Source organism: Pseudomonas sp. S11P7, from assembly GCF_023195435.1.
GTDB lineage: Bacteria > Pseudomonadota > Gammaproteobacteria > Pseudomonadales > Pseudomonadaceae > Aquipseudomonas > Aquipseudomonas fluorescens_G.
Window position 1 is genome coordinate 1,722,652 of sequence record NZ_JALPKS020000002.1, and the last position, 25,587, is coordinate 1,748,238.

Consider the following 25,587-nt stretch of genomic DNA (forward strand, 5'->3'; position numbering starts at 1 on the left):
CGCGGCAAGCGTCGCCGCCGGGCAGATATCGGCTGCTTCGCTACGTTCATCAACTAGCCGTCATAAGCCTTTGTCACAAAAGGTAAATGCATGCTCAAATTGCGTCGCAGCTTCTGTGTGCTTGGCTATGCTCAATCACGGGGTTTGAAGCATGGCATCGAACGCACAAACCCGTACAATGGCGGGTTATCGGACAATGTCGGCCATGTGCTGTGTTTATAAAAAGCGCGGCGTAATGTTAAAAGTAGTTCCGTTTGCGCTCGTTTGATTTTTTACCTGCCTGGATTGGGCAGTTTTTTATCGTCATTCAATAGATGGACGCGCCTTGTGCGCAGGAAAAGAAGCGTTTTGAAGAAATCCACCGAAGCACCCAAAACAGTCGTTCCGCTCTGGCGCCAACAATTGCACTACCGGCTCAAGGAAGGTGCATTGATCGCCATCGGTGCCTTGTGCCTGTTCCTGATGATGGCTTTGCTGACCTACGGCAAGGACGATCCGGGCTGGAGCCACAACAGTAAGATCGATGACGTACAGAATTTCGGCGGACCGGCGGGCTCCTACAGCGCCGACATCCTGTTCATGGTGCTCGGTTACTTCGCCTACATCTTCCCGTTGCTGCTGGCGATCAAGGCGTATCAGATCTTCCGTCAGCGCCACGAGCCGTGGCAGTGGAGCGGCTGGCTTTTCTCCTGGCGCCTGATCGGTCTGGTATTTCTGGTGCTGTCCGGCGCGGCGCTGGCGCATCTGCATTTTCATGCCGCGTCTGGGCTGCCGGCGGGCGCCGGTGGTGCACTGGGCGAAAGCCTGGGCAACCTGGCGAAGAATGCACTGAACATTCAGGGCAGCACGTTGCTGTTCATCGCGCTGTTCCTGTTCGGTCTGACGGTGTTTACCGATCTGTCGTGGTTCAAGGTGATGGACATCACCGGCAAGATCACCCTCGACCTGTTCGAACTGTTTCAGGGTGCGCTCAATCGCTGGTGGGCGGCGCGCACCGAACGCAAGCAACTGGTCGCGCAACTGCGAGAGGTCGATGATCGTGTGCATGATGTGGTCGCGCCAACGGTCACCGATAAGCGCGAGCAGGCCAAAGTCAAAGAACGCCTGATCGAACGCGAGCAAGCCCTGAGCAAGCACATGTCCGATCGCGAGAAGCAGGTGCCGCCAGTGATCGCCCCGGCGCCGGCCAAAGCGCCCGAGCCAAGCAAGCGCGTGCAGAAAGAGAAGCAGGTGCCGTTGTTCGTCGACAGCGCCGTGGAAGGCACGTTGCCGCCGATCTCGATCCTCGATCCTGCGGAAAAGAAACAACTCAATTACTCGCCGGAATCGCTTGCGGCGGTCGGGCATTTGCTGGAAATCAAACTCAAGGAGTTCGGTGTCGAAGTGGCGGTGGATTCGATCCATCCCGGCCCGGTGATTACCCGTTACGAGATTCAGCCTGCAGCAGGGGTCAAGGTCAGCCGCATCGCCAACCTGGCCAAGGACCTTGCGCGTTCGTTGGCAGTGACCAGCGTGCGAGTGGTCGAGGTGATTCCGGGCAAGACCACGGTCGGTATCGAGATTCCCAACGAAGACCGGCAGATCGTGCGTTTCTCCGAAGTGCTGTCGACGCCTGAATACGACAACTTCAAATCGCCTGTTACCCTGGCCCTCGGTCACGATATCGGCGGCAAACCGGTCATCACTGACCTGGCGAAGATGCCGCACCTGCTGGTCGCCGGTACCACCGGCTCCGGTAAGTCGGTTGGTGTGAACGCGATGATCCTGTCGATCCTGTTCAAATCCGGCCCGGAAGACGCCAAACTGATCATGATCGACCCGAAGATGCTTGAACTGTCGATCTATGAAGGCATCCCCCACCTGTTGTGCCCGGTTGTGACCGACATGAAAGACGCCGCCAACGCCCTGCGCTGGAGCGTTGCCGAGATGGAGCGTCGTTACAAGCTGATGGCCAAGATGGGCGTGCGTAACCTGTCCGGCTTCAATGCCAAGGTCAAGGAAGCGCAGGACGCTGGCGAGCCGTTGAGCGATCCGCTGTACAAGCGCGAGAGCATCCACGACGAAGCGCCGCTGCTGCAAAAACTGCCCACCATCGTCGTAGTGGTCGATGAATTCGCCGACATGATGATGATCGTCGGCAAGAAAGTTGAAGAACTGATCGCCCGTATCGCACAGAAGGCCCGTGCCGCCGGCATTCACTTGATCCTCGCGACCCAGCGTCCGTCGGTAGACGTGATCACCGGTCTGATCAAGGCCAACATTCCGACCCGTATGGCGTTCCAGGTGTCGAGCAAGATCGACTCGCGGACCATTATCGACCAGGGTGGCGCCGAACAACTGCTTGGCCACGGTGACATGCTTTACATGCCGCCGGGCACCAGTCTGCCGATTCGGGTTCACGGCGCGTTCGTGTCCGACGATGAAGTTCACCGTGTGGTCGAGGCGTGGAAACTGCGCGGCGCACCAGAATACAACGACGACATTCTTAACGGTGTCGAAGAGGCGGGCAGCGGTTTTGAAGGCAGCAGCGGTGGCGGCGACGGCGATGATCCGGAAGCCGATGCGCTGTATGACGAAGCCGTACAGTTCGTCCTCGAAAGCCGCCGGGCTTCGATTTCCGCAGTACAGCGCAAGCTGAAGATTGGCTACAACCGCGCTGCCCGAATGATCGAAGCCATGGAAATGGCCGGCGTCGTCACCTCGATGAACACCAACGGTTCCCGCGAGGTTCTGGCCCCGGGCCCGGTGCGCGACTGATTCGAAACGCCTTTTTGCCCAAGGGATGGCGCAATGACGCGCCGTCCTCTCCCAACGAGTATTCAAGAGGACTCCCATGCGTCTTATCCGCATGCTGTTGCCAGTACTGGCGCTGACCACCTTCACGGCCCACGCCGATGAAAAGGACGTGGCGCGTCTGACCCAATTGCTGGAAACATCCAAGACCCTGAGCGCGAACTTCTCGCAGCTGACCCTTGACGGCAGCGGCACCCAGTTGCAGGAAACCACCGGCAACATGACCCTGCAGCGTCCGGGCCTGTTCTACTGGCACACCAATGCTCCGGCCGAGCAGACCATGGTCTCCGATGGCAAGAAGGTCACCCTGTGGGACCCGGATCTCGAACAGGCAACGATCAAGAAGCTCGACGAGCGCCTGACCCAGACCCCGGCGCTGCTGCTGTCCGGTGACGTGTCGAAGATCAGCCAGAGCTTTGATATCAGCGCGAAAGAGGCGGGCGGTGTGATCGACTTCACCCTCAAGCCGAAAACCAAAGACACCCTGTTCGACAATCTGCGCCTGTCGTTCCGCAACGGTCTGCTTAACGACATGCAATTGATCGACAGCGTCGGCCAGCGCACCAATATCCTGTTTACCGGGGTCAAGGCCAACGAAGCGGTGCCGGCCTCCAAGTTCAAGTTCGACATTCCCAAGGGTGCCGACGTTATCCAGGAATAAACACAAAACCCCTTGCAGGAGTGAGCCTGCTCGCGATTCGATCTGTCAGCACCACTTCGTTGTCTGATCCACCGCTATCGCGAGCAGGCTCACTCCTGCAAAATCAAAAGCATGAATGGCAACCGGTTCAAATAGAGGTTTCAACGCTACGTGATGGATCTGTTTCGCAGTGCACCGATTGCCCAGCCACTGGCCGCGCGTTTGCGTGCGACCAATCTGGACGAGTACGTCGGTCAGGAACACGTGCTCGCGCGTGGCAAGCCGCTGCGTGAAGCGCTGGAGCAGGGTGCCCTGCATTCGATGATCTTCTGGGGACCGCCAGGTGTGGGCAAGACCACTCTGGCGCGATTGCTCGCGGAAGTCTCCGATGCGCACTTCGAAACGGTCTCGGCGGTGCTCGCCGGGGTCAAAGAGATCCGTCAGGCCGTCGAAATCGCCAAGCAGCAGGCCGGCCAGTACGGCAAGCGCACGATTCTGTTCGTCGATGAAGTCCACCGTTTCAACAAGTCCCAGCAGGACGCCTTCCTGCCTTACGTCGAAGACGGCACGCTGATTTTCATCGGTGCGACCACGGAAAACCCCTCGTTCGAACTCAACAACGCCTTGTTGTCCCGCGCTCGCGTCTACGTGCTGAAAAGCCTCGACGAAGCGGCGCTGCGCAAACTGGTCGGCCGCGCACTGAGCGAAGAGCGCGGCCTCGGCAAGCGCAACCTGACCCTCAGCGATGAAGGTTTCCAGATGCTGCTGTCTGCCGCCGATGGCGATGGCCGGCGCCTGCTCAACCTGCTGGAAAACGCCTCGGACCTGGCCGAAGACAACAGTGAGATAGGCACTGATTTGCTGCAAAGCCTGCTCGGCGATACCCGTCGCCGGTTCGACAAGGGTGGTGAAGCGTTCTACGACCAGATCTCCGCGCTGCACAAGTCAGTGCGCGGTTCCAATCCTGACGGCGCGCTGTACTGGTTCGCGCGGATGATCGATGGCGGTTGCGATCCGCTTTATCTGGCCCGGCGCGTAGTGCGCATGGCCAGCGAAGACATCGGCAACGCCGACCCGCGCGCGCTGAGCCTGTGCCTGGCAGCGTGGGAAGTGCAGGAGCGTCTCGGCAGTCCGGAAGGCGAACTGGCGGTGGCGCAGGCCATCACTTATCTGGCCTGTGCGCCGAAAAGCAACGCGGTGTACATGGGCTTCAAGACCGCTTTGCGCGCGGCGGCCGAAAACGGCTCGCTTGAAGTCCCGCTGCACCTGCGCAATGCGCCGACCAAACTGATGAAGCAACTCGGCTATGGCGACGAATACCGCTATGCCCACGACGAGCCGGATGCGTACGCGGCCGGTGAAGACTATTTCCCGGAAGAACTTGAACCGATTCCGTTCTATCAGCCAGTGCCGCGCGGTCTGGAATTGAAGATCGGCGAGAAGCTCAATCACCTCGCTCAACTCGATCGTCTGAGCCCTCGGCAGCGGAGAAAATAGTGGTCCCATTAATTGTTGCGGTGTCTGTCGGCGGGATGGCCGGTACCTTGCTGCGCTTCGCCACCGGCAACTGGATCAGCGCCAATTGGCCGCGGCACTTCTATACCGCGACGCTGGCCGTTAATATCGTGGGCTGTCTGCTGATTGGCGTGTTGTACGGCCTGTTTTTGATACGCCCGGAAGTACCCATCGAGGTGCGTGCCGGGTTGATGGTCGGCTTCCTCGGGGGGCTGACGACTTTTTCATCCTTTTCACTGGATACGGTGCGCCTGCTGGAAAGCGGGCAGGTGCCGCTGGCCCTGGGCTATGCGGCACTCAGCGTATTCGGCGGGCTGCTTGCGACGTGGGCTGGCCTGTCTCTGACCAAACTTTGATAACGAGAAACCGACATGCTCGATTCCAAACTGTTACGTAGCAACCTTCAGGACGTAGCGGACCGCCTGGCTTCCCGTGGCTTTGCCCTGGACACCGCGCGCATCGAAGCGCTGGAAGAACAGCGCAAGACCGTCCAGACCCGCACCGAAGCACTGCAGGCTGAACGTAACGCGCGCTCAAAATCCATCGGTCAGGCCAAGCAGCGCGGCGAAGACATCGCGCCGCTGATGGCGGACGTCGAGCGTATGGCGGGCGAGTTGAGCGCCGGTAAAGTCGAGCTGGACGCGATCCAGACCGAACTGGACTCCATCCTGCTGGGCATTCCCAACCTGCCGCACGAATCCGTGCCGGTCGGCAAGGACGAAGACGACAACGTCGAAGTGCGTCGCTGGGGCACCCCGACGCAGTTTGATTTTGAAGTGAAAGACCACGTTGCCCTGGGCGAGAAGTTCGGCTGGCTGGATTTTGAAACCGCGGCCAAGTTGTCCGGCGCGCGGTTCGCCCTGTTGCGTGGCCCGATCGCTCGTCTGCACCGTGCGCTGGCGCAGTTCATGATCAACCTGCACGTCAACGAGCATGGCTATGAAGAGGCTTATACGCCTTATCTGGTTCAGGCGCCGGCGCTGCAAGGCACCGGTCAATTGCCGAAGTTCGAGGAAGACCTGTTCAAGATCGCTCGCGAAGGCGAAGCCGATCTGTACCTGATCCCGACCGCCGAAGTGTCGCTGACCAACATCGTTGCCGGTGAAATCGTCGACTCGAAGCTGCTGCCGATCAAATTCGTTGCCCACACTCCGTGCTTCCGTAGCGAAGCCGGCGCGTCAGGTCGCGATACCCGTGGCATGATCCGTCAACACCAGTTCGACAAAGTCGAAATGGTCCAGATCGTTGAGCCGTCGCAGTCGATGGAAGCGCTGGAAGGCCTGACCGCCAACGCCGAAAAAGTCCTGCAACTGCTGGGTCTGCCATACCGCACCCTGGCACTGTGCACCGGCGACATGGGTTTCAGCGCGGTCAAGACCTACGATCTGGAAGTGTGGATCCCGAGCCAGGACAAATACCGCGAAATTTCCTCGTGCTCCAACTGCGGTGATTTCCAGGCCCGCCGCATGCAAGCGCGCTTCCGCAACCCGGAAACCGGCAAGCCGGAACTGGTGCACACCCTGAACGGTTCCGGTCTGGCAGTCGGTCGTACGCTGGTTGCGGTGCTGGAAAACTACCAGCAGGCTGACGGTTCGATCCGCGTGCCGGACGTACTGAAACCGTACATGGGTGGCCTTGAGGTCATCGGCTAAATGAAATATCTGCCGCTGTTTCACAACCTGCGCGGCAGTCGTGTGTTGGTGGTCGGTGGAGGGGAAATTGCCTTGCGCAAATCCCGCCTGCTGGCCGATGCCGGTGCGCTGCTGCGGGTGGTCGCACCTGAAATCGAACCGCAACTGGCCGAACTCGTCGCTGCCAGTGGCGGCGAATGTGTGCTGCGTGGCTATGTTGAGACGGATCTCGACGGCTGCGGGCTGATCATTGCCGCCACCGACGACGAGACGCTCAATGCGCAAGTCTCGGCGGATGCGCATCGACGTTGCGTACCGGTCAATGTGGTCGACGCGCCGGCCCTGTGCAGTGTGATCTTCCCGGCGATCGTCGATCGCTCGCCGCTGATCATTGCCGTGTCCAGCGGCGGCGACGCGCCGGTGCTGGCGCGCTTGATTCGCGCCAAGATTGAAACCTGGATTCCATCGACCTATGGCCATCTGGCCGGGCTCGCTGCGCGGTTTCGCAATCAGGTGAAAAACCTGTTTCCGGATGTGCAGCAGCGTCGCGGTTTTTGGGAAGACGTGTTTCAGGGGCCGATTGCCGATCGGCAACTGGCCGGGCAGGGCGCCGAAGCCGAGCGCCTGCTGCAAGCGAAGATCGATGGCGAAGCGATGGTCACCACCGGTGAGGTCTATCTGGTGGGTGCCGGGCCGGGCGATCCGGATCTGCTGACGTTCAAGGCCTTGCGTCTGATGCAGCAGGCTGATGTGGTGCTTTACGACCGCCTGGTTGCACCGGCAATCCTCGAACTGTGCCGGCGCGATGCCGAGCGGGTGTACGTCGGCAAGCGCCGTTCGGAGCATGCGGTGCCGCAGGAGCAGATCAATCAGCAACTGGTCGATCTGGCCAAGGCCGGCAAGCGTGTCGTGCGGTTGAAGGGCGGCGATCCGTTCATTTTCGGGCGTGGCGGCGAAGAGATCGAAGAACTCGCGGCCCACGGCATTCCGTTCCAGGTCGTCCCAGGCATCACCGCGGCCAGTGGTTGCGCGGCGTATGCAGGAATACCGTTGACCCATCGCGATCACGCGCAGTCGGTACGCTTTGTCACCGGCCACTTGAAGGACGGTTCCACCGATCTGCCATGGTCCGACCTGGTCGCGCCGGCGCAGACGCTGGTGTTCTACATGGGCTTGGTGGGGCTGCCGATCATCTGCGAGCAGTTGATCAAGCATGGTCGTTCGGCGGATACCCCGGCAGCATTGATTCAGCAGGGCACCACAGTCAATCAGCGGGTCTTTACTGGCACGCTGGCCGACTTGCCGCGACTGGTGGCGGAGCATGAAGTGCATGCTCCGACACTGGTAATCGTCGGTGAAGTGGTGCAATTGCGCGAGAAGCTTGCGTGGTTTGAAGGGGCTCAGGCGCAGGTCTAAACACCGCGTCGCCCCAATCGCTGGCAAGCCAGCTCCCACAGGTATTGTGTCAAAGCTGCAATCTTCAGCATTACACAAGACTTTGTGGGAGCTGGCTTGCCAGCGATGGCGCCCTCAAGAGCTGCTCGAATTTCAACCCCGGCGCCAAACCCCTTTGCTCGCCAACCGCGCCCTGTCATGGGCCACAGTAAAGTCCTGCTCCGGCCCCTTCGGCACAACGCCCGTCGGGTTGATCGTCTTGTGACTGCCGTAGTAGTGATGTTTGATGTGCTGAAAATCCACCGTCTCGGCAACACCGTCGACCTGATACATCTCAAGCAACCAGTTCGACAGATTCGGGTAATCGGCAATCCGCCGCAGGTTGCACTTGAAGTGGCCGTGATACACCGCGTCAAAGCGGATCATTGTGGTGAACAGACGCACATCGGCTTCGGTCAGGTACTCGCCCGCCAGATAACGATTGGCGCCCAACAGCTGTTCCAGATGATCAAGTTCGGCGAACACCTCATCGAATGCTTGCTCATAAGCCTGCTGCGACGTGGCGAAACCGGCGCGATACACGCCGTTGTTCACTGCCGGATAGATGCGCTCGTTCAGCGCATCGATTTCGCTGCGTAACGGCGCCGGGTAGAAGTCGAGATCGTTGCCGGTCAGCGCGTCGAATGCGCTGTTGAACATGCGAATGATTTCCGCGGATTCGTTGCTGACGATGCGCTTGAGCTTCTTGTCCCACAGCACGGGGACCGTGACGCGCCCTGTGTAATCAGGCGTGTCGGCGGTGTAGCGTTGGTGCATGTAATCGAAGCCGTCGAGCTTGTCGCCGGTCGAGCCGAGGGCCTTGTCGAAGGTCCAGCCGTTTTCCAGCATCAGCCAACTGACCACCGAGACGTCGATCAGACTCTCCAGGCCCTTGAGCTTGCGCAGGATCAGGGTGCGATGCGCCCACGGGCAGGCGAGCGAAACGTAGAGGTGATAGCGCCCGGCTTCGGCAGCAAAGCCGCCTTCACCGCTCGGACCCGGCTGGCCGTCGGCGGTGACCCAGTTGCGGCGTTGAGCCTGTTCGCGCTGAAACGCGCCGTCCTTGCTGCTTTCGTACCACTTGTCCTGCCAGTGGCCATCGACGAGTAAACCCATGATCCAGACTCCGTATACCAATATTCATTGGAGCCGAGTCTATTCCGATGAGTTCGAACAAAAAGCGCAAAGATCGGGCGTGAATGATCGGTTAAATCGATTTGTCTCGCACGGCCCAGTATTGCTCGGCCGTGGCGAAGGCTTGCTCACGGCTGTCACCGAGGCCGCGCAGGGCCAGTGCCATGGTCGCGATCAATGCCATTTGCGGATAACTGTCGACCACGTCGCCACGCCATACCGCTTTCAGCTGCTCGATATCCAGCGTCGCCGGTTTGACATGGCGTTGCGCCGACAGCTGCGGCCATTCCTCGTCCCAGCTCTGCCCGCCCGTGGTGCCGTAGAGGTGGCTGGTGGCGTCCGGGTTGATCTCGATTTCGCCGCCATCACCCTTGACCACGATCGCCGTATCGCCGAGCAAACCGCTGGCATCGCGATGCACTGCCTGATAGCCGGGATGGAAAATGCTTTGGAGGCCGCATCGCGCGCCCAGCGGGTTGAGAATCCGTGCCAGCGAATGAATCGGCGAACGCAGACCCAGCGTATTGCGCAGGTCGATCATCTTTTGCAGTTGCGGCGCCCAGTCCACCAGCGGCATGAACGCCAGTCCGCCGTTATCCAGCGCGTCGCCGACCTGCGGCCAGGTGCGGCACAGCGGGATATTCAGTTCGCCCAACAGCTGTTCGCTGTAAAGACGCCCGGCGGTATGCGCGCCGCCGCCATGCATGAAGATGCGCACGCCGTTCTGCGCCAGGCACTTGGCGGCCAGCAGATACCACGGCAAGTGACGTTTTTTTCCGGCATAGGTCGGCCAGTCGAGGTCAACGTTCAGGGCTGGCGCTTGCAAGCGTTCGCGCAGGGCTTCGGTGAAACCGGCCATTTCCTCGGCGCTTTCTTCCTTGTGCCGCAGCAACATCAGGAAGGCGCCGAGCTGGGTGTCTTCGACCGTGTCATCGAGCACCATGCCCATGGCTTCGCGGGCCTCCTCGCGCGTCAGATCACGCGCGCCGCGCTTGCCTTTGCCGAGAATGCGCACGAACTGCGCAAACGGATGCTCGGCGGGCGTTTCGAGGGTCAATGCTGGAAAGTCGGTCATAGGCAATTCGTCGGTTTGGGCAGGCCCGCCAGTTTTGCGGCGAGTTTGGCAGGGGTGCCTTTGAACAGTCGGTTGAGGTGCAGGCTGTTCCCTTTGTCCGCGCCGAGTTTCAACGCGGTGTACTTGATCAGCGGGCGCGTGGCCGGGGACAGCTGGAATTCGGCATAGAAGCTGCGCAGCAGTTCGAGGATTTCCCAGTGTTCGCCAGTCAACTCGATATCTTCTGCGGCGGCCAGGGCGCTGGCGACGTCGGCCGACCAGTCGCTCAGATCGACAAGAAAACCGTCCTTGTCCAGTTCGATGGCGCGGGCGCCGACGGTCAGTGCATTCATAACCAGCTGTTGACCTTGTCATGGTCGATCGACAGCTCGACGAAGGCCGGGTAGTCGATGACTTTGGCCCAGTCCGGAATCTCGATCGCGCGCGCCTGAGCATCTTCAAGCAACACAAACAGGCTGATTTTTTTGTCTTGCAGGGCGGAAAACGGTGCACCACCCGGTTGCAGGGCGTACACCGCATCGCCACACAACAACAGCGCATCAGCACTGCCGAGCAAGCGCAGGCAACTGTTCAGGCGATCATCGCCAAAAGGGGAGTGAGACAACACATGCAAAGTCGACATCAGAGGGTGATCACCTGATCGTAGCGGTCAATAAGGGCGGTGATGTGTTCGGCAGAGAGCGGCTGCGCTTCGTCCAGCGAGGGTTTTTCGAGCCCGCGCGCGTTGGCGCTTTCCAGGCAATAAAACAGCTCCTCGACACCGAACATCGGCAGCGCTTGCAGATTGGCACTGAGGTCTTTTTGCTGCAGCGCTTTGGCGTTCTGCCCAGCCGCCAGTTGCAGCACGCCATCATCGAGAAACAGCAGACCGATCGGCAGATCGAACGCGCCACCGGCGAGCACGATGTCCAACGCTTCGCGAGCGCCGGGGCCAGACCAGGGTGACTGGCGGCTGACGATCAACAGTGATTTGGCCATGTCACGCACCTCCGAAGCAAATCAGGCGATCGGCATCCTGCACCGCATCATGCAACTGACCGAGGCCGGACAATTCCCACGGTGCGCTGATGGAAACCGCCTCGCGCTGGTAGCGCTTGGCTTCTTCCGCGTTCAATACACCACGGCGCAGCGCGGCGGCGATGCACACTACGCCGTCGAGTTTCTGCTCGTCGATGAATGTGCGCCATTGCTTGGGCAGGTCCAGTTCGTCCTGCGGCGTGACCAGCGCGTCGGAGGCGTTATAGACGCCGTCCTGATAGAAAAACAGCCGGACAATCTCATGCCCGCCGGCCAGCGCTGCCTGGGCAAACAGCAGGGCGCGGCGCGAGGAGGGCGCATGGGCGGCGGAAAACAGCGCAATGGCGAATTTCATGACGGACTCGATCAGCAAAACTGCGGCCATGATAAAGCTTTATGCAGGCTGCCGCGAAACCCAAGTTGATGCACGCCCCTGTAGGAGCGAGCCTGCTCGCGATAGTGGTATGCCAATCAACTCATATTCCTGACACACCGCTATTGCGAGCAGTCGAAGGCCTGCAATTGGTTACGGTTCGATGCCATACAGATCGCAATATTCCAGCCAGTCCATCCCGGCCATTTCCGCGACTTCACGGTGCACTTCCAGACGCTGCGCCTGATATTCCTCAGGCGTATCAGCGGTCAGTTGCAACGTCAGCTCCCAGGCAAACAACCCCTGACTTTCCGCCTCGGCTTCAAACGCTTCGTGCAGCCGCTCTTCGCGGTACTGCGCCTGGGTTTCACCCTTGGCCTGCGCCAGCAACGGGTTGAGGTGGTCGAGGGTTTCGCGCAGTTCGGGACGTGCGTCGAGAAACAATTTCAGAGCATGCTCATGTCGCTGATCGGTAGGCGCCATTAGTTTTCCTTGTGAGGCTGATGACCTTAGGGTGCCGCAGCGGCTTGCACCTGTCGCGTTATAAATGCAGTAAAGCAGAACGATTTCAGCGGCTGCGGTGATACAGTCCGCTTTTTTGCCAATGAGCGAATGCGATGCGAATTCTGATGGTAGCGCTGGCGGCCACGATGCTTGCCGGTTGCGCGGGTTCGGTAATGAACGATGCGCGGACCAAAACCCCTTATAAGGTGCTGTCCTCGGACAAGGCCGAAAAAGTCGTCGCGCAGTGCGTGCAATTCGGCTGGCAGGACGAAGCGGTATTTGGTGTGGACGCGGCGGCCTACATGGAACCGCGCAATTCCGGCGGCACGACGGTGTATACGCGTTCGGCCGAGTCGTTTGTCGACGTGATCACTGACGCTTCGGGCACGACGCTGAATTACTACGCGCAGCAAGACGATTTTGTTGCCAAGCGCCGGTTGGCGGCGTTGGCGACCTGTCTGTAAGCAATAGCGTTGAGCCCTGGGCTGCCATGGCTCACGCCAACTTTGTTCTGTGTCGATCACAAATCAAAGGTGGGAGCGAGCCTGCTCGCGAATGGGGGCGGCACGTTCAATCGATCAGCCGCTTCTGGAAGAAGTGTCGTTTGTGTCCCGGTGGATAATCAACGATCTCACCGAATTGGCTGAAACCCATCTTCTGGTAAAACCCCGGCGCCTGAAAGTCGAAAGTATCGAGCCAGATGCCCAGGCAATTCTTTTCTGTGGCTAATGCTTGTGCCTGGGCCATTAATTTCGAGCCAATTCCCTGTCCGCGAACCTGCTCCGGCACAGACAGCAAATCGATGAACATCCAGCGCAACGTCACTCGCCCGTACAAACCGCCCAGTATTGCGCCACGTTCATCTTTGACCATCAAGGCGAACGGCTCCGTTTTCGATATGCCGGCCCTCGCATCGTTGTATTCAATCAATGGTTGGAGAATGGCCTGGCGTTGTTCCTCGGTAGGGCTCTGCGTCAGCTCGATTCGCACATTCATGGATGACTTCCTTGTGTATTGAACGCTCAGCCTAACGCGTCCGGGCAAGCACTTCCAAGCACGTCGATCAAACAAGCGGAACCGTCAATCACGCGATGCGGTCTAGGCTCTATCGCGCCTTCCCCTGAGCGCGATTAACGAGGACATTTCGTGAATATTTTTCAAGCCCTGCGCGAAAGCCACGAACGCCAGCGCACTTACGCCAAAGCCCTGATCGAAACCAGCGGCGACAGTCCGGAGCGGGTCGAGGCCTACAAACAGCTCAAAGCAGAATTGCAAGCCCACGAAACCGCAGAAGAGCGTCACTTCTATATTCCGTTGATGGCAATGGATGAAGGCGTCGACCTGAGCCGTCACGCCATCGCCGAGCACCATGAAATGGACGAAATGATGGAAGAACTCGACGAGACCGAGATGTCCAGCCCGGCGTGGCTGGCGACGGCGAAGAAGCTGTCGGACAAGGTTCATCATCATCTTGAGGAGGAGGAACATAAGTTCTTTCAGATGGCCGGGAAACTGCTTGATGAGAAGCAGAAAGAGCAATTGGCTGGGGAGTATGAGAAGGAGTTCCAGGCGCAGCTCACCTGAATACCGGATGGCAGCCCTTGTAGTGTTGGCATGTAATCCTTTGCCGTTATCGCGCGTGGGCGTTGACGTCTGTGACTGTATATCTATCCAGTATTTACGGCGTTTGGTTGGCAGCAATTCGCTGACCGCGACAAATTCGCCAATGGACAAAAAATTCACCTCCGTTAGCTTGAAGTCCTCTCCTCGGGAAGGAGAGTCATCAATCAATGGAGTGAAAATCATGAATCAGGCAATACCAGAAAACCAATTGAAACACGGTCGCGTGACGTCTCCAGCCAGTCGCGGTGGGGTGGCCATCGATCTCGGCTTGCTGGGTGGCTGGCAGGTCAACGAGATGGAGGGTGGCAAGAACTTTCCGGCGCTGGTGGCAGGGCCGTTTCCGCCACCGTATGAAACCGACTCGGCCAGCGTTGCGCCACCTGCCGACGGTTACATCCTCAGCGGCGGGAAGGACGATGCACGCGACTGTGTGAACTTCACCGATGCCGAGATGAGCAAAAAGCTCGGTCGTCCGTTTGCGTGGCCGCTGCTCAATGTCACCGCCGGTCAAACCCTGCAGGTCAAATGGGAATACACCGCGCCGCACACCACCCGTGGTTATCGCTGGTTGATTACCCGGGATGGCTGGGATCCGCAGCAACGTATCACCCGGGCGCAACTCGAAGCTCAACCGTTTTTTGAGGATTTCTACCCGCAAGTGCCGTATTACAGCCATGCGGGCGAATTGAAGGCCAAGGTCGACCACGAGGTGGTACTGCCGACAAGCAAAAAGGGTCGTCACGTCATCGTGCTGATGTGGATCGTTGCCAATACTGGTAATGCGTTTTATCAGGCGTTTGATGTTGATTTTAAATGAGGGGGTGATGGCCTCGAGAATAATTGCTTGAAAGGATCAAGCAGTGCTCCATGACGACTTTATCAGTGGAGACTTCATGGCTATTTAACGGTACATGAACGAGCCCGGTAGCGCTGCCGGGCTTTTGTTCAAAGGGCTATGCGTCATTGGAAAACAGAGCAGGCAGCGCCTCCAGCTCGAGGTCGCTCAGATACTCGAGAAGTTTTCGCTGTTGGGCTGCAGATCAGCGAGGAGGGCGAGGAAATAGGCAGTGTCCGTAGGACGGTTCGACATGCTTTATAGGGCGATATATGGTTGGTTTTTTCGTTCAAATAACCGGGCATTTGCAGGCCCGGAGGCCAACAATGACTAAAGGATCAGGCGTCATGTCCAACACAGCCGAGCGGGTCAATATCATCGACACTCAGGTGTTGTCCCACGACTGGTACCTGCTGAAAAAGATCACCTTTGACTATCACCGCAACAATGGCCAATGGCAGCGTCAGACCCGTGAGGTCTACGATCGTGGTAATGGCGCGGCAATTCTGTTGTTCAATCGCGACAAACGCACGGTGGTGCTGACCCGGCAGTTCCGCTTGCCGGTGTTCGTCAACGGGCATGACGGTTTGCTGATCGAAGTGGCGGCCGGGCTGCTTGAAGGTGCCGCGCCGGAGCAACGTATTCGCGATGAAGCCGAGGAGGAAACCGGTTATCGCGTGCACGATGTGAAGAAGGTGTTCGAGGCTTACATGAGCCCGGGTTCGGTGACCGAAAAGCTGCACTTTTTCATCGCCGAATACGACGCGGCCTCAAAGGTCAGCGACGGTGGCGGGCTGGAGGAGGAAACCGAGGAGCTGGAGGTGCTGGAATGGGCGTTCGACGAGGCGCTGGCGGCGTTTCAGCGCGGTGAGATCTGCGATGCCAAGACCATCATGCTGTTGCAGTACGCGGCGATGAATAATCTGTTTGGTGCTTGAGTCAGAACAGCTCGCCGGTTTTGCCAATGGGCGACCATTGGCCACCCTCAAGGGTCAGCAGTCGCTCTTTAGCTTCAAGCCCGCCGGCGAAACCGGTGAGTTTTCCCGACGCGCCGATCACTCGGTGACACGGCGCGATGATGGAGATCGGATTGCGCCCGTTCGCCGCGCCCACGGCCCGCACGGCAGTGGGGTTGCCGATCTGCTCGGCGATCTGGCGGTAGGTGCGGGTTTCGCCGAATGGAATGGTCAGTAGCGCAGCCCAGACTTGTTTCTGAAAAGTCGTGCCAGTGAAGTCGAGTTCCAGATCGAAGTGAATGCGGCTCCCGGAGAAATATTCTTCCAGTTGCCGCGCAGCGTTTTGCAGGAGCGGATTGTCCGGCGCTTCGCTCATCGGCCCGAGGCGTACCCGGTTCGGCTTCGTTTTCCCAGAGGATGGCCGCCAGTCGCGATCCGTTCGCGACGAGCTTCAGCTCGCCGACCGGCGAGGGCAGGGTGATGAATGTGTAAGGCATCAGTGCAACCCCGCTGGAAAGTGTGAACCGCGTCCAGCATACCGGCGACACAGGGAGGCGCAATACTTAAAGCCGACCATACTGCTGATTGCGCTTGAAACGCTGCACAGGGTTTTGCGCCGTCCCCTAAAACAAAAAAGAGATCGACTCATGAAGTACGAACCTTTGACCAGGTCGCTGATTGCGACGTCCCTGGCACTCAGCTGTCTGATGGCTCACGCCGCATCGGTGGCGCCGGTCGCTGCCGAAAACGGCATGGTAGTCACCGCACAACATCTGGCCACGCATGTCGGCGTCGATGTGCTTAAAAGCGGCGGCAATGCTGTCGATGCGGCGGTCGCGGTGGGCTATGCGCTGGCGGTGGTGTATCCCGCGGCAGGCAACCTCGGCGGCGGCGGTTTCATGACCATTCAGTTGGCGGACGGACGCAAGACCTTTCTTGATTTTCGCGAGAAAGCACCGCTGGCGGCAACGGCGAACATGTACCTGGACAAGGACGGCAATGTCATTCCTGAATTGAGTACCCGCGGGCACCTGGCGGTTGGCGTGCCGGGGACCGTGTCCGGCATGGAACTGGCACTGAGCAAGTACGGGACCAAATCGCGCAAGGAAATGATCGCGCCGGCAATCAAACTGGCCGAAGACGGATTTGCGCTGGAGCAGGGCGATGTCGAGTTGCTGGAGTACGCCACCGACGTATTCAAAAAGGACATGCGCGATTCCGGTTCGATTTTCCTGCACAACGGCGAACCGATGCAGGTCGGGCAAAAACTGGTGCAGAAGGACCTTGGCAAGACCTTGCGCAGCATTTCCGAAAAAGGCGTCGACGGCTTCTACAAAGGCTGGGTCGCGGATGCGATCGTGACCTCCAGCCAGGCCAACAAAGGCATCATCACTCAGGCCGACCTCGACAAGTACAAGACCCGCGAACTGGCTCCAGTGGAATGCGATTACCGCGGTTACCACGTGGTCTCGGCACCGCCGCCAAGCTCCGGTGGCGTGGTGATCTGCCAGATCATGAACATTCTCGAAGGCTATCCGATGAAGGATCTGGGCTTCCATTCCGCCCAGGGCATGCATTACCAGATCGAGGCGATGCGCCACGCTTATGTGGACCGCAACAGCTATCTCGGCGATCCGGATTTCGTCAAAAACCCGATCGAGCATCTGCTGGACAAGAATTACGCGACCAAACTGCGCGACGCGATCCAGCCGCAGAAGGCCGGTGTATCGGCTGAACTGAAACCCGGCGTGGCGCCACATGAGGGCAGCAACACCACGCATTATTCGATTGTCGACAAGTGGGGCAATGCGGTGTCGGTCACCTACACCCTCAACGACTGGTTCGGTGCGGGCGTGATGGCGAGCAAGACCGGCGTTATTCTCAACGACGAAATGGACGACTTTACCTCCAAGGTCGGCGTGCCGAACATGTACGGCCTGGTGCAGGGCGAAGCCAACGCCATCGCGCCGGGCAAGGCGCCGTTGTCGTCGATGAGCCCGACCATTGTCACCAAGGATGGCAAGGTGGTGATGGTGGTCGGCACGCCGGGCGGCAGCCGGATCATTACCGCAACGCTGCTGACCATGCTCAACGTCATCGATTACGGCATGGGCCTGCAGGAAGCCGTCGACGCTCCGCGTTTCCACCAACAGTGGATGCCGGAAGAAACCAACCTCGAAGACTTTGCCGCCAGCCCCGACACGAAAAAGCTACTCGAAAGCTGGGGCCACAAATTTGCCGGTCCGCAAGACCCTAACCATATCGCCGCGATTCTGGTCGGCGCGCCATCACTCGGCGGCAAACCGGTCGGCAAGAACCGCTTCTACGGTGCCAACGATCCACGGCGCAATACCGGGTTGTCATTGGGCTACTGAGCGGGGTAAAAAGGGGCGGGCTCAGGTCCGCCCGATTTTCAAGGACTGATCAAGGAAGGCTCGCCATGTCCACCGCATTACTGATCATCGATGTCCAGCAGGCTCTGTGTGCTGGTGAATATCAGTGTTTCGAAATCGACCGCGTGATCTCTACGATCAATGATCTGAGCCGCCGCGCTCGAGAGGCCGGCGTTCCGGTGGTGCTGATTCAACATGAAGAAAAGGACGGGCCGTTCGTTCGCGATGCTGACGGATGGCAACTCGCCGATGGTTTGCTGATATCCACCAAAGATCTGCGTGTGAATAAAACCACTGGCGACTCCTTTTACCAGACCGACCTGGGCAAGCTGCTACCCAACGAAGACTTCGAACGTCTGGTGATCTGCGGTCTGCAGACCGATTACTGCGTCAACGCCACCGTGCGCCGAGCCCATGAACTGTGCTATGACGTAGTCGTCGCGCAAGACGCGCATTCGACCGTCGACAACGGCACGATGAGCGCCGAAGACATCATTGCCGAACACAACAAGGGCTTTGCCGCCTTGACCAGCTCCGTGGCGCGGACCGACGTCAAGCCCGCGGCGACCATCCAGTTCAAATAACACCCGACAACTGTAGGAGCGAGCCTGCTCGCGATGGCGTCAGTCCAGCCAAATCATCAGCAACTGACACACCGCTTTCGCGAACAGGCTCGCTCCCACAGTGGACTCGTGATTTACCCAGGATTTTGCATGCACTGCAAAAAACTGTGGGAGCGAGCCTGCTCGCGAAAGCATCAGCCCAGCCAAAGCATCAGCACCTGACCCACCGCCATCGCCAGCAGGCTGGCTCCCACAAGGGGCCTGCGCTGACTCCAAACTCGAGCCCATCGCAAAACCTTCGGGAGGCGTCAGTCCAGCCAGATCATCAATAGCGGCTCCGGCGCTTTCGAGCAGGCCCAGCCACAGATTTCCAGCTCCAGCGCTGGCATACTGTGCGCCATCCGAAGAATGGAATCTGCCGATGTTCATTTCCAACCTGCGTCACATGGTTGCCCTGACTTGCCTTGTGTTTACCGGCGCCATCCACGCCAGCAGTTTCGATTGCGCCAGCGCTGTCAGCAAAACCGAAAAAGCCGTTTGTAGCGACGCACAAATTTCGGCGCTCGATGACAAGCTGGCGACGCTTTGGCGCTCCACGCTGGCCAAGGTCGCCAACGCCAAAATGCTCAAGGCCGATCAGCGCCAGTGGCTGAAGAGCCGCAACGCCTGTGGCGATTCGACGGCCTGTCTGCGTCGTGCGTACTTGATGCGTCTGGCCGAATTGGAGCACGCCGGTCAGCCCTTCAGTTGGCACGCCACCTGGCAATTGATCCCGCCAAGTGCTTCGACTTCGGCAACCGTCGTCACGCAGCGCGATGACGCCACACACATCAGTTTCGACATCACGGCAGCGGAGGGTGGCAATTCCGGGGATCTGACCGGCATTGCCGAGTTCAAGGACGGCAAGGCCGTTTTCGCCCAAGACGAGTGCATCCTGGTTTTCACGCCGGTGAACGGTGTGCTGGACATTTCTCAACCCGCAGCGGGCGGATATTGCAGTGCCGGATTGGGGGTGTTTTACACCGGGCGCTTCGTTGCTGCGCAGCAGCCTCTGACGCTCGATTATGACCTGCTCAGCCTGGGTCTGGCGCGCACGCTAATGGAGGATCAGGCGCTGCGTTCGCTGCTTGGCGAGGATTATCAAAGGCTCGTCGAAAAGTCTGGCAGCTTGATGAGCGCTGACGCCTCAAAGGATATCCCGGGCAATGAGGTGACAGAGATGTCGATGCGCGGCCTTGGGGCTACCGGCGTCGTGATGAGGGCACCCGATGCGCGCTACTGGGTTTTATTGGTGACCAACGATAACGGTCAATCACGGCTGCGTTATTACACCAACGTCACGCATTGGAAGACCCATCTGCCCGACGCGCTGCAAGCCTGGTACGACCGCATGAAAGATCATCTGCAATTGCCCGTGGATTTCATGCCCTGACGGGCATCCCATCTGCAATGCGCCAAATATTTTTCGTCAAATTTCTGCTTTCAGGCTTTCCCGCAGCCACAGCACTCTCTAGAATCCGCCCGGCCTTCACGCTGGAGGCGTAATGCCATCATTTGTTTGTGTACACATAGGGACGGATATCATGCAATTCGGGAAAATACTCGCGCTGGGGCTGGTACTTGCGCTGGGCGGTTGTGCCAGTTTCACTAAAGACGAAGTGGCACCGGTGACCATGCCGTCGATGGACAGCTACGCCAACAAGCCAAACGTCTACGTGGATTTCGACTTCTATCAGGGCGAGCCGAAAAGTGCCTCCGCCGTGGAAGTGCCACAAGCGCGTGAGCAACTTAAACCGCAGTTGCAGAAAATCCTCACTGACTCCGGCCTGTTCGGTCGCGTCACTCTGGACGAATTTCAGAAACAGCCAGGCGATTACAGCCTGCGTCTGAAGATGTACAACCATCCGCCGAATGCCGGTTCGATGGTGCTGGCCTTCATCGGTGGTCTCAGCCTGGGCGTGATTCCGGCGTACGGCACCGATCAGTACACCATGAGCCTTGAAGCACAGGATGGAACGGGTCAGCCCCTGACCACCGCCAGCAACCACGATGCGGTCGGCACGTGGATCGGCATCTGGTTCATTCCGTTGATGGGCAACACTCCGGCTGAGGCGGTGAATGACACGTTCACCCGTCAGGTCAACGCGTTGCTGAAGCAAATGGTAGATAACAAAAATCTCAAGTATTCGGCACTCGAAACCCGAATCCCACGAGCGTAACGCCAAAAAAAGAGCCGCAATTGCGGCTCTTTTTTCAACGGTTATTTCAACGCCTGAATGAATTGTGGATCGCTGTACAAATCTTTCAGCAGGTCACGCAACATCGGGTTGTAAGCATTGACTGCGTTCGGAATCGCAATGAAACCGAAGAAGCTGCTGCTCCATTGGCTGCTGACGGTCTTGGTTGCGTCGTACACCACGTCATTGCCTTTGAGCAGGGTGAAGCGGGCAGCCAGCTTGCCATCGCCCGTGCCCATGCCGGCGGACAGTTCATTTTTCACCACCAGAACGTTCAAGTGACGCTGAGCCTGAGGGTCGAGCAAGCCGGCCTTGCGCAGTTCTTCAGTGATTGCGTCCTGGATATGCGCCGGGATGCTGCCGGAGGGAGGGGAGCGAACCGGATTGGCGCGAACCACCAGCGAACCTTCACCGGATTCGGCGCTGACTTGCGGGTTGCTGATCGCATTCAATGGTGGGGTTTGCTTGAGCTTCTGCACGTTTTCGTAGCTCGGCTCGTAGCGGGTCATGGTCATGCCACACCCTTGCAGCAACAGCGCCAGCATCGGGAGCAGCAACAGAGACTTCTTCACGGCAATTCCTTGCGTATGTATCTAAAGGGGGGCGAATTATGGGCACTGTGCCACCATTGGGCAATCTTGTTCATTTGTTCTGCAACAAACACTCAACCTGTGCCAGTTCCCGGGTACTGAGCAGGCTTACCGGATCCATGCCATAACGCTGCCACGTCTCGAGCGCGCCCTCATTACCTTCAGGACTGCAGGCGTATTCACAGTGATGCAATCGTTGATCGGCAAAATCCAGCAGCAGGCGCCAGCCGTCGATATCGACGCTCATCAGCCCCATCGCGTCAGGCCCTTCGCAGACCTTGAGCGTCAATACGCCCAGCGCCGCTTCGCGAAGACGCTGACAAACTTCGCGGGCGGTCAAAGATGACGACATGTTGAACTCGATTGAAAAAAGGAAGCCCCAGCATAAGGTCCGGGTCGACACCTGTCAGCGATCACTGGCCCGACACGGAACAATTCCGTAACATTCGCCCCCTCTTTTCCCGAACACCTGCGGTCGCCGCGTCGGCCGCTCAGTCAGGTAAGCCATGAAACCGATTCGTCTGCGCGCCGATGTCCTGGCCGGACTCACTACCTCGTTTGCCCTGTTGCCCGAATGCATTGCATTCGCGCTGGTGGCGCACCTCAATCCGCTGATGGGCCTGTATGGCGCGTTCATCATTTGTACGCTGACGGCGTTGTTCGGTGGGCGGCCGGGCATGGTGTCCGGCGCCGCAGGCTCGATGGCCGTGGTGATCGTGGCGCTGGTGGTGCAGCATGGCGTGCAGTATCTGCTGGCGACGGTGCTGCTCGGCGGTCTGATCATGATGGCGTTCGGGCTGCTGCGCCTGGGCAAACTGGTGCGCATGGTGCCGCACCCGGTGATGCTGGGGTTCGTCAACGGCCTGGCGATCATCATTGCCCTGGCGCAACTGGAGCATTTCAAGAGCGGTGAAGACTGGCTCAGCGGCACGCCGTTGTATCTGATGACCGGTCTGGTGCTGCTGACCATGGCCATCGTCTACGTCCTGCCGCGCCTGACCCGTGCGGTGCCGCCGGCGCTGGTGGCGATTCTCGGCGTCGGTCTGCTGGTCTATGTGTTCGGTTTGCCGACCCGCACCCTCGGCGACATGGCGCATATTGCCGGTGGCTTGCCGACTTTCGCGCTGCCGGACATCCCGTGGAATCTCGAAACCCTGCGCATCATCGCGCCTTACGCAATCCTGATGGCGCTGGTTGGCCTGCTGGAAACCCTGCTGACCCTCAACCTCACTGACGAAATCACCGAAACCCGCGGCTACCCGGATCGCGAGTGCGTGGCGCTTGGCGCGGCGAACATGGTCTCGGGTGCGTTCGGCGGCATGGGCGGTTGCGCGATGATCGGCCAGACGGTGATCAACCTCAGTTCCGGCGGGCGCGGGCGGTTGTCCGGGGTGGTCGCCGGCGTGCTGATTCTGTTGTTCATTCTGTTCCTGTCGCCGCTGATCGAGCGGATTCCGCTGGCGGCGCTGGTCGGCGTGATGTTCGTGGTGTCGCAGCAGACCTTTGCCTGGGCATCGTTGCGAGTAATCAACAAAGTGCCGTTCAACGATGTGCTGGTGATCATCGCTGTGACCACCATCACCGTGTTCACCGATCTGGCCACTGCCGTGCTCTGCGGCATCGTTATTGCTGCGCTCAACTTCGCCTGGCAGCAGGCGCGCGAACTGTACGCCGACGAGCATCTGGAAGCCGACGGCAGCAAGCTCTATCGCTTGCACGGCACGTTGTTCTTCGCCTCGACCACGCCGTTCCTGAACCAGTTCGACCCAGCCAATGACCCGGCCCGGGTGACGCTGGATTGCCGGCATCTGAGCTTCGTCGATTATTCAGCAATCGCCGCGTTGAAAACCCTGCGCGAACGCTACGCCAAGGCCGGCAAGCATTTGCAGGTGTTTCATCTGTCGGAGCGCTGCAAGAAGTTACTCAAGCGTGCCGGCGTCGACCACGACTGAACCTTCACAGTTCGTGTCCTTGAGCCAGGTCTTGCCGAGAATGCGCGAGACCTGATCGGCGGAGTAGGGCTTGGCGATGAACTCGAACCCCTCGTAACCGCTGCGCGCCAGTTCTTCGCTGTAGCCAGAAGTCAGAATCACCGGCAGATCCGGGCGGCGTCGGCGCAGCTCCTTGGCGAGTGCGACGCCGGTGATGCCCGGCATCACCACGTCGGAAAACACCGCATCGAAGCCCATGGCGTCGGCACCGGCCAGTTGCAGCGCTTCCTCGGCGTTGGTCGCCCAGACCGTCTCGTAGCCCAGGTCCTGCAGAATCTGATTGGCAAAGCGGCCCACCTCAAGATTGTCCTCGACCACCAGCACCCGACGCTTTTCGTGCAGCGGCTCTGCATCGGCATCGTCCGCCGCATCGTTGCATTCCACTTCGCTGGCAGGCACCTGCGGCAGGTACAGGGTGAACTCCGAACCTTCACCGAGCACGCTGGACACGTCGACGTTGCCGCCCGATTGCTTGGCAAAGCCGAACACTTGCGACAAGCCCAGCCCGGTGCCTTTGCCGACATCTTTGGTGGTGAAAAACGGTTCGAAGATATGCTCGAGCGTCTTCGCATCAATGCCGGGGCCACTGTCCGCCAGAGCAATCGACGCAAACTGCCCGCCGGAGCTGGCGTGGCCGCGAATCGCTGGCAGTGCCTTGTTGCACTCCAGGCGCAATTTCAGCAGCCCCTGACCGTTCATGGCATCACGGGCGTTGAGTGCAATGTTGATCAGCGCCGTCTCGAACTGACTCAGGTCGACGCGGATATAACAGGGATGATCGGGCCGTTCAACGCACACATGGATTTGCGCACCGGTGACCGATTCGAGCATTTCGCCGATGTTTTCCAGACGCTCGCCGGCATCGACCACCTGCGGATTGAGCGGCTGGCGACGGGCAAAGGCGAGCAACTGGCTGGTCAGCTTGGAAGCGCGTTCAACCGTATCGGACACCGCACGCATATAACGCTGGCGGCGCTCTTCGGAAAGATTGGGCTGGCGCAGAAAATCCACCGACGAGCGGATGATCGTCAGCAGGTTGTTGAAGTCATGCGCGACGCCGCCGGTGAGCTGGCCGATGGCTTCGAGTTTTTGCGACTGGCGCAACGCTGATTCGGCATGGGCCAGGCGCAGGCTGCGCTCTTCGACTCGCTGTTCCAGCGTGGCGTTGAGTTCGGCCAGCGCGTTGAGGCCTTCGCGCACGCTGGCGTCGGCGCGGACCCGCTCAATGTGCGCCCAGCAACGTTCGGTCACTTCGCTCAGCAGCGCTTGCTCGAAGTCCGACCAGACTCGCGGCGCCTTGTCGTGAATGGCCATCAATGCGGTCAAGCGACCTTGCTTGATCAGCGGCATGCAGATGGTCGCCGTGATGCCGATGGCCTGGAATGTCGCCGATTCTTCCGGCGGCAGTTCGCTGCGATTGTCATGGATGATCAACGGCTTGCCGGCACGCAGCAGGGTCACGGCTTTTTTGCCGAAATCGCGTAACTGATAATGGCCGACGATGCTCGGCGAGCCCGGCGCCGCGTAGTCGCCGCGAATGGTGAAGCCGTCTTCGTCGGCATCCATGTCGGCGTAGGCGCAATTGGACAGTTGCAACTGCTCGACCATCAGCCGCGTGCTCGTCGCCAGAATGTCCTGGGCGTCAGTGGCGTTGGTCACCGCCTTGCCGATCGCATCGAGGACCACCAGGCGCTGGTTGAGGTGGACGGTCTGCGTGGTTTCGGTGACGGTGTCGATCATTCCGACGACATTGCCAAGAGAGTCGCGAATCGGGCTGTAACAGAAGGTGAAATAGGCCTGCTCGGGGCCGCGGCCACGCTCGATCATCAGCGCGAAGTTTTCGATATAGGTGGCGCGTCCGGCGTAGGCCGCATCGGCAATGGGGCTGATCTCGCTCCAGGCTTCTTTCCAGATATCGCTGAAGGGGCGACCCAATGCGTCGGGCTTGTCGCCGAGAATCGGCACAAACGCGTCGTTGTACAGGGTGATCAGTTCCGGTCCCCAAATGATCGCTTGGGGGAAGTGCGAGGCGAGGCAGAGCGAGACAGTGGTCTTGAGCACATCGGGCCAGTGCTCCAACGGACCGAGCGGGCTGTTCGCCCAATCGTGACGTCGAATCTGCTCGGCCATTGCGCCGTTGTCCTGCAACCAGTCTTTCATGGGGAACTTGTCTTATCCTGACGTCAGCATGTGAAGAAGACCCTCGTGCCGGTGTTTGGTTTCAGAGTGCCGGCGTGGTGTTGGCCAGCGGTGGATCCGGACCTGTGCGCATCATGCCACGAT

Annotated in this window: 27 protein-coding genes and 1 pseudogene; 15 read left to right on the forward strand and 13 right to left on the reverse strand. The window is 59.3% G+C overall.

Annotated features, from left to right (window positions below; translation table 11 throughout):
* Window positions 1–327: 327 nt before the first annotated feature.
* The 6 genes from M0746_RS07945 to cysG all read left to right on the forward strand — a co-directional run bounded on the left by M0746_RS07945 (window position 328) and on the right by cysG (window position 7,995).
* The gene (locus tag M0746_RS07945) at window positions 328–2,757 is read left to right on the forward strand and encodes a DNA translocase FtsK (RefSeq protein ID WP_167359897.1); all 2,430 of its coding nucleotides are present in this window, start codon (window positions 328–330) and stop codon (window positions 2,755–2,757) included.
* A gap of 76 nt (window positions 2,758–2,833) precedes the next feature.
* Window positions 2,834–3,454 carry an outer membrane lipoprotein chaperone LolA gene (lolA, locus tag M0746_RS07950; RefSeq protein WP_208940636.1) on the forward strand — a complete coding sequence of 207 codons (621 nt, stop codon included), beginning with the start codon at window positions 2,834–2,836 and terminating at the stop codon, window positions 3,452–3,454.
* 153 nt (window positions 3,455–3,607) lie between these two features.
* Window positions 3,608–4,930, forward strand: coding sequence for a replication-associated recombination protein A (locus M0746_RS07955; protein ID WP_090284341.1), 1,323 nt, complete (start codon window positions 3,608–3,610; stop codon window positions 4,928–4,930).
* The gene (crcB, locus tag M0746_RS07960; RefSeq protein ID WP_208940637.1) at window positions 4,930–5,304 is read left to right on the forward strand and encodes a fluoride efflux transporter CrcB; all 375 of its coding nucleotides are present in this window, start codon (window positions 4,930–4,932) and stop codon (window positions 5,302–5,304) included. Before M0746_RS07955 ends, crcB begins: the two co-directional genes overlap by 1 nt.
* 15 nt (window positions 5,305–5,319) lie before the next feature.
* Window positions 5,320–6,600, forward strand: a complete 1,281-nt coding sequence (serS, locus tag M0746_RS07965) for a serine--tRNA ligase (protein WP_125927824.1) — start codon at window positions 5,320–5,322, stop codon at window positions 6,598–6,600.
* Window positions 6,601–7,995 (forward strand): siroheme synthase CysG, encoded by a 1,395-nt coding sequence (gene cysG, locus M0746_RS07970; RefSeq protein WP_258448720.1) that lies wholly within the window; start codon window positions 6,601–6,603, stop codon window positions 7,993–7,995.
* A 132-nt stretch (window positions 7,996–8,127) separates the two neighbouring features.
* On the opposite strand, the gene M0746_RS07975 is transcribed toward cysG, so the two are convergent.
* The 7 genes from M0746_RS07975 to M0746_RS08005 form a co-directional block, all read right to left on the reverse strand.
* Window positions 8,128–9,129 (reverse strand): glutathione S-transferase family protein, encoded by a 1,002-nt coding sequence (locus M0746_RS07975; RefSeq protein WP_258448721.1) that lies wholly within the window; start codon window positions 9,127–9,129, stop codon window positions 8,128–8,130.
* Window positions 9,130–9,220: 91 nt separating this feature from the next.
* Window positions 9,221–10,222 (reverse strand): glycosyl transferase family protein, encoded by a 1,002-nt coding sequence (locus M0746_RS07980; RefSeq protein ID WP_258448722.1) that lies wholly within the window; start codon window positions 10,220–10,222, stop codon window positions 9,221–9,223.
* Window positions 10,219–10,554: a TusE/DsrC/DsvC family sulfur relay protein gene (locus M0746_RS07985; protein WP_258448723.1), complete on the reverse strand. Its 336-nt coding sequence runs from the start codon at window positions 10,552–10,554 to the stop codon at window positions 10,219–10,221. Before M0746_RS07985 ends, M0746_RS07980 begins: the two co-directional genes overlap by 4 nt.
* Window positions 10,551–10,844 (reverse strand): sulfurtransferase complex subunit TusB, encoded by a 294-nt coding sequence (tusB, locus tag M0746_RS07990; RefSeq protein WP_258448724.1) that lies wholly within the window; start codon window positions 10,842–10,844, stop codon window positions 10,551–10,553. The genes M0746_RS07985 and tusB overlap by 4 nt, the downstream gene beginning before the upstream one ends.
* Window positions 10,844–11,200, reverse strand: a complete 357-nt coding sequence (gene tusC, locus M0746_RS07995; protein WP_258448725.1) for a sulfurtransferase complex subunit TusC — start codon at window positions 11,198–11,200, stop codon at window positions 10,844–10,846. The genes tusB and tusC overlap by 1 nt, the downstream gene beginning before the upstream one ends.
* Window position 11,201: 1 nt before the next feature.
* A complete protein-coding gene (tusD, locus tag M0746_RS08000; RefSeq protein WP_208940643.1) occupies window positions 11,202–11,594 on the reverse strand; it encodes a sulfurtransferase complex subunit TusD in 393 nt (130 codons plus the stop codon).
* Between the two features lie 171 nt (window positions 11,595–11,765).
* On the reverse strand, window positions 11,766–12,095 hold the full coding sequence (locus tag M0746_RS08005) for a DUF6388 family protein (protein WP_258448726.1): 330 nt from the start codon (window positions 12,093–12,095) through the stop codon (window positions 11,766–11,768).
* Window positions 12,096–12,229: 134 nt separating this feature from the next.
* Here M0746_RS08005 and M0746_RS08010 point away from each other — a divergent pair, with 134 nt between their 5' ends.
* On the forward strand, window positions 12,230–12,580 hold the full coding sequence (locus tag M0746_RS08010) for a hypothetical protein (RefSeq protein WP_258448727.1): 351 nt from the start codon (window positions 12,230–12,232) through the stop codon (window positions 12,578–12,580).
* Between the two features lie 106 nt (window positions 12,581–12,686).
* Here M0746_RS08010 and M0746_RS08015 read toward each other — a convergent pair whose 3' ends face one another.
* Window positions 12,687–13,112 (reverse strand): GNAT family N-acetyltransferase, encoded by a 426-nt coding sequence (locus tag M0746_RS08015; RefSeq protein ID WP_258448728.1) that lies wholly within the window; start codon window positions 13,110–13,112, stop codon window positions 12,687–12,689.
* 150 nt (window positions 13,113–13,262) lie between these two features.
* Between M0746_RS08015 and M0746_RS08020 the strand changes: the two genes are divergently transcribed.
* The 3 genes from M0746_RS08020 (at window position 13,263) to M0746_RS08030 (ending at window position 15,512) form a co-directional block, all read left to right on the forward strand.
* Window positions 13,263–13,700, forward strand: a complete 438-nt coding sequence (locus tag M0746_RS08020; protein ID WP_258448729.1) for a hemerythrin domain-containing protein — start codon at window positions 13,263–13,265, stop codon at window positions 13,698–13,700.
* 220 nt (window positions 13,701–13,920) lie between these two features.
* On the forward strand, window positions 13,921–14,556 hold the full coding sequence (locus M0746_RS08025) for a lytic polysaccharide monooxygenase auxiliary activity family 9 protein (RefSeq protein WP_258448730.1): 636 nt from the start codon (window positions 13,921–13,923) through the stop codon (window positions 14,554–14,556).
* A 365-nt stretch (window positions 14,557–14,921) separates the two neighbouring features.
* A complete protein-coding gene (locus tag M0746_RS08030; protein ID WP_208940649.1) occupies window positions 14,922–15,512 on the forward strand; it encodes an NUDIX domain-containing protein in 591 nt (196 codons plus the stop codon).
* Window position 15,513: 1 nt separating this feature from the next.
* Here M0746_RS08030 and M0746_RS08035 read toward each other — a convergent pair.
* Window positions 15,514–16,027, reverse strand: a pseudogene (locus M0746_RS08035) (methylated-DNA--[protein]-cysteine S-methyltransferase).
* A gap of 150 nt (window positions 16,028–16,177) precedes the next feature.
* On the opposite strand from M0746_RS08035, the gene ggt reads away from it, so the two are divergent.
* Together ggt and M0746_RS08045 are read left to right on the forward strand one after the other, a co-directional pair.
* Complete coding sequence (gene ggt / locus M0746_RS08040) at window positions 16,178–17,905, forward strand: gamma-glutamyltransferase (RefSeq protein ID WP_258448731.1); 1,728 nt, start codon at window positions 16,178–16,180, stop codon at window positions 17,903–17,905.
* Window positions 17,906–17,970: 65 nt separating this feature from the next.
* On the forward strand, window positions 17,971–18,507 hold the full coding sequence (locus M0746_RS08045; protein WP_258448732.1) for a cysteine hydrolase family protein: 537 nt from the start codon (window positions 17,971–17,973) through the stop codon (window positions 18,505–18,507).
* Between the two features lie 39 nt (window positions 18,508–18,546).
* Here M0746_RS08045 and M0746_RS08050 read toward each other — a convergent pair whose 3' ends face one another.
* Window positions 18,547–18,915: a hypothetical protein gene (locus M0746_RS08050; protein ID WP_258448733.1), complete on the reverse strand. Its 369-nt coding sequence runs from the start codon at window positions 18,913–18,915 to the stop codon at window positions 18,547–18,549.
* Here M0746_RS08050 and M0746_RS08055 point away from each other — a divergent pair.
* Both M0746_RS08055 and M0746_RS08060 read left to right on the forward strand, forming a co-directional pair.
* Entirely contained in the window at window positions 18,908–19,918 is a 1,011-nt protein-coding gene (locus tag M0746_RS08055) for a lysozyme inhibitor LprI family protein (protein ID WP_258448734.1), read from the forward strand. The two genes, M0746_RS08050 and M0746_RS08055, sit on opposite strands and share 8 nt — an antisense overlap.
* A gap of 151 nt (window positions 19,919–20,069) precedes the next feature.
* A complete protein-coding gene (locus M0746_RS08060; protein WP_258448735.1) occupies window positions 20,070–20,705 on the forward strand; it encodes a hypothetical protein in 636 nt (211 codons plus the stop codon).
* Between the two features lie 41 nt (window positions 20,706–20,746).
* On the opposite strand, the gene M0746_RS08065 is transcribed toward M0746_RS08060, so the two are convergent.
* Both M0746_RS08065 and M0746_RS08070 read right to left on the reverse strand, forming a co-directional pair.
* Window positions 20,747–21,295 carry a hypothetical protein gene (locus M0746_RS08065; protein ID WP_258448736.1) on the reverse strand — a complete coding sequence of 183 codons (549 nt, stop codon included), beginning with the start codon at window positions 21,293–21,295 and terminating at the stop codon, window positions 20,747–20,749.
* Between the two features lie 70 nt (window positions 21,296–21,365).
* Complete coding sequence (locus tag M0746_RS08070) at window positions 21,366–21,665, reverse strand: DUF7693 family protein (RefSeq protein WP_258448737.1); 300 nt, start codon at window positions 21,663–21,665, stop codon at window positions 21,366–21,368.
* A gap of 154 nt (window positions 21,666–21,819) precedes the next feature.
* Here M0746_RS08070 and M0746_RS08075 point away from each other — a divergent pair, with 154 nt between their 5' ends.
* Window positions 21,820–23,265, forward strand: a complete 1,446-nt coding sequence (locus tag M0746_RS08075) for a SulP family inorganic anion transporter (RefSeq protein ID WP_258448738.1) — start codon at window positions 21,820–21,822, stop codon at window positions 23,263–23,265.
* Here M0746_RS08075 and M0746_RS08080 read toward each other — a convergent pair.
* On the reverse strand, window positions 23,233–25,464 hold the full coding sequence (locus tag M0746_RS08080; protein ID WP_258448739.1) for a GAF domain-containing hybrid sensor histidine kinase/response regulator: 2,232 nt from the start codon (window positions 25,462–25,464) through the stop codon (window positions 23,233–23,235). The two genes, M0746_RS08075 and M0746_RS08080, sit on opposite strands and share 33 nt — an antisense overlap.
* Window positions 25,465–25,587 lie beyond the last annotated feature (123 nt).

Excerpts from the sequence above, each read along its gene's own strand:
- lolA (WP_208940636.1), top strand. The coding sequence starts at position 2,834 with ATGCGTCTTATCCGCATGCTGTTGCCAGTACTGGCGCTGACCACCTTC.
- M0746_RS07955 (WP_090284341.1), top strand. The coding sequence starts at position 3,608 with ATGGATCTGTTTCGCAGTGCACCGATTGCCCAGCCACTGGCCGCGCGT.
- serS (WP_125927824.1), top strand. The coding sequence starts at position 5,320 with ATGCTCGATTCCAAACTGTTACGTAGCAACCTTCAGGACGTAGCGGAC.
- cysG (WP_258448720.1), top strand. The coding sequence starts at position 6,601 with ATGAAATATCTGCCGCTGTTTCACAACCTGCGCGGCAGTCGTGTGTTG.
- M0746_RS07975 (WP_258448721.1), bottom strand. The coding sequence starts at position 9,129 with ATGGGTTTACTCGTCGATGGCCACTGGCAGGACAAGTGGTACGAAAGC.
- M0746_RS07980 (WP_258448722.1), bottom strand. The coding sequence starts at position 10,222 with ATGACCGACTTTCCAGCATTGACCCTCGAAACGCCCGCCGAGCATCCG.
- M0746_RS07985 (WP_258448723.1), bottom strand. The coding sequence starts at position 10,554 with ATGAATGCACTGACCGTCGGCGCCCGCGCCATCGAACTGGACAAGGAC.
- tusB (WP_258448724.1), bottom strand. The coding sequence starts at position 10,844 with ATGTCGACTTTGCATGTGTTGTCTCACTCCCCTTTTGGCGATGATCGC.
- tusC (WP_258448725.1), bottom strand. The coding sequence starts at position 11,200 with ATGGCCAAATCACTGTTGATCGTCAGCCGCCAGTCACCCTGGTCTGGC.
- tusD (WP_208940643.1), bottom strand. The coding sequence starts at position 11,594 with ATGAAATTCGCCATTGCGCTGTTTTCCGCCGCCCATGCGCCCTCCTCG.
- M0746_RS08005 (WP_258448726.1), bottom strand. The coding sequence starts at position 12,095 with ATGGCGCCTACCGATCAGCGACATGAGCATGCTCTGAAATTGTTTCTC.
- M0746_RS08010 (WP_258448727.1), top strand. The coding sequence starts at position 12,230 with ATGCGAATTCTGATGGTAGCGCTGGCGGCCACGATGCTTGCCGGTTGC.
- M0746_RS08015 (WP_258448728.1), bottom strand. The coding sequence starts at position 13,112 with ATGAATGTGCGAATCGAGCTGACGCAGAGCCCTACCGAGGAACAACGC.
- M0746_RS08025 (WP_258448730.1), top strand. The coding sequence starts at position 13,921 with ATGAATCAGGCAATACCAGAAAACCAATTGAAACACGGTCGCGTGACG.
- M0746_RS08030 (WP_208940649.1), top strand. The coding sequence starts at position 14,922 with ATGTCCAACACAGCCGAGCGGGTCAATATCATCGACACTCAGGTGTTG.
- ggt (WP_258448731.1), top strand. The coding sequence starts at position 16,178 with ATGAAGTACGAACCTTTGACCAGGTCGCTGATTGCGACGTCCCTGGCA.
- M0746_RS08045 (WP_258448732.1), top strand. The coding sequence starts at position 17,971 with ATGTCCACCGCATTACTGATCATCGATGTCCAGCAGGCTCTGTGTGCT.
- M0746_RS08055 (WP_258448734.1), top strand. The coding sequence starts at position 18,908 with ATGTTCATTTCCAACCTGCGTCACATGGTTGCCCTGACTTGCCTTGTG.
- M0746_RS08050 (WP_258448733.1), bottom strand. The coding sequence starts at position 18,915 with ATGAACATCGGCAGATTCCATTCTTCGGATGGCGCACAGTATGCCAGC.
- M0746_RS08060 (WP_258448735.1), top strand. The coding sequence starts at position 20,070 with ATGCAATTCGGGAAAATACTCGCGCTGGGGCTGGTACTTGCGCTGGGC.
- M0746_RS08070 (WP_258448737.1), bottom strand. The coding sequence starts at position 21,665 with ATGTCGTCATCTTTGACCGCCCGCGAAGTTTGTCAGCGTCTTCGCGAA.
- M0746_RS08075 (WP_258448738.1), top strand. The coding sequence starts at position 21,820 with ATGAAACCGATTCGTCTGCGCGCCGATGTCCTGGCCGGACTCACTACC.
- M0746_RS08080 (WP_258448739.1), bottom strand. The coding sequence starts at position 25,464 with ATGAAAGACTGGTTGCAGGACAACGGCGCAATGGCCGAGCAGATTCGA.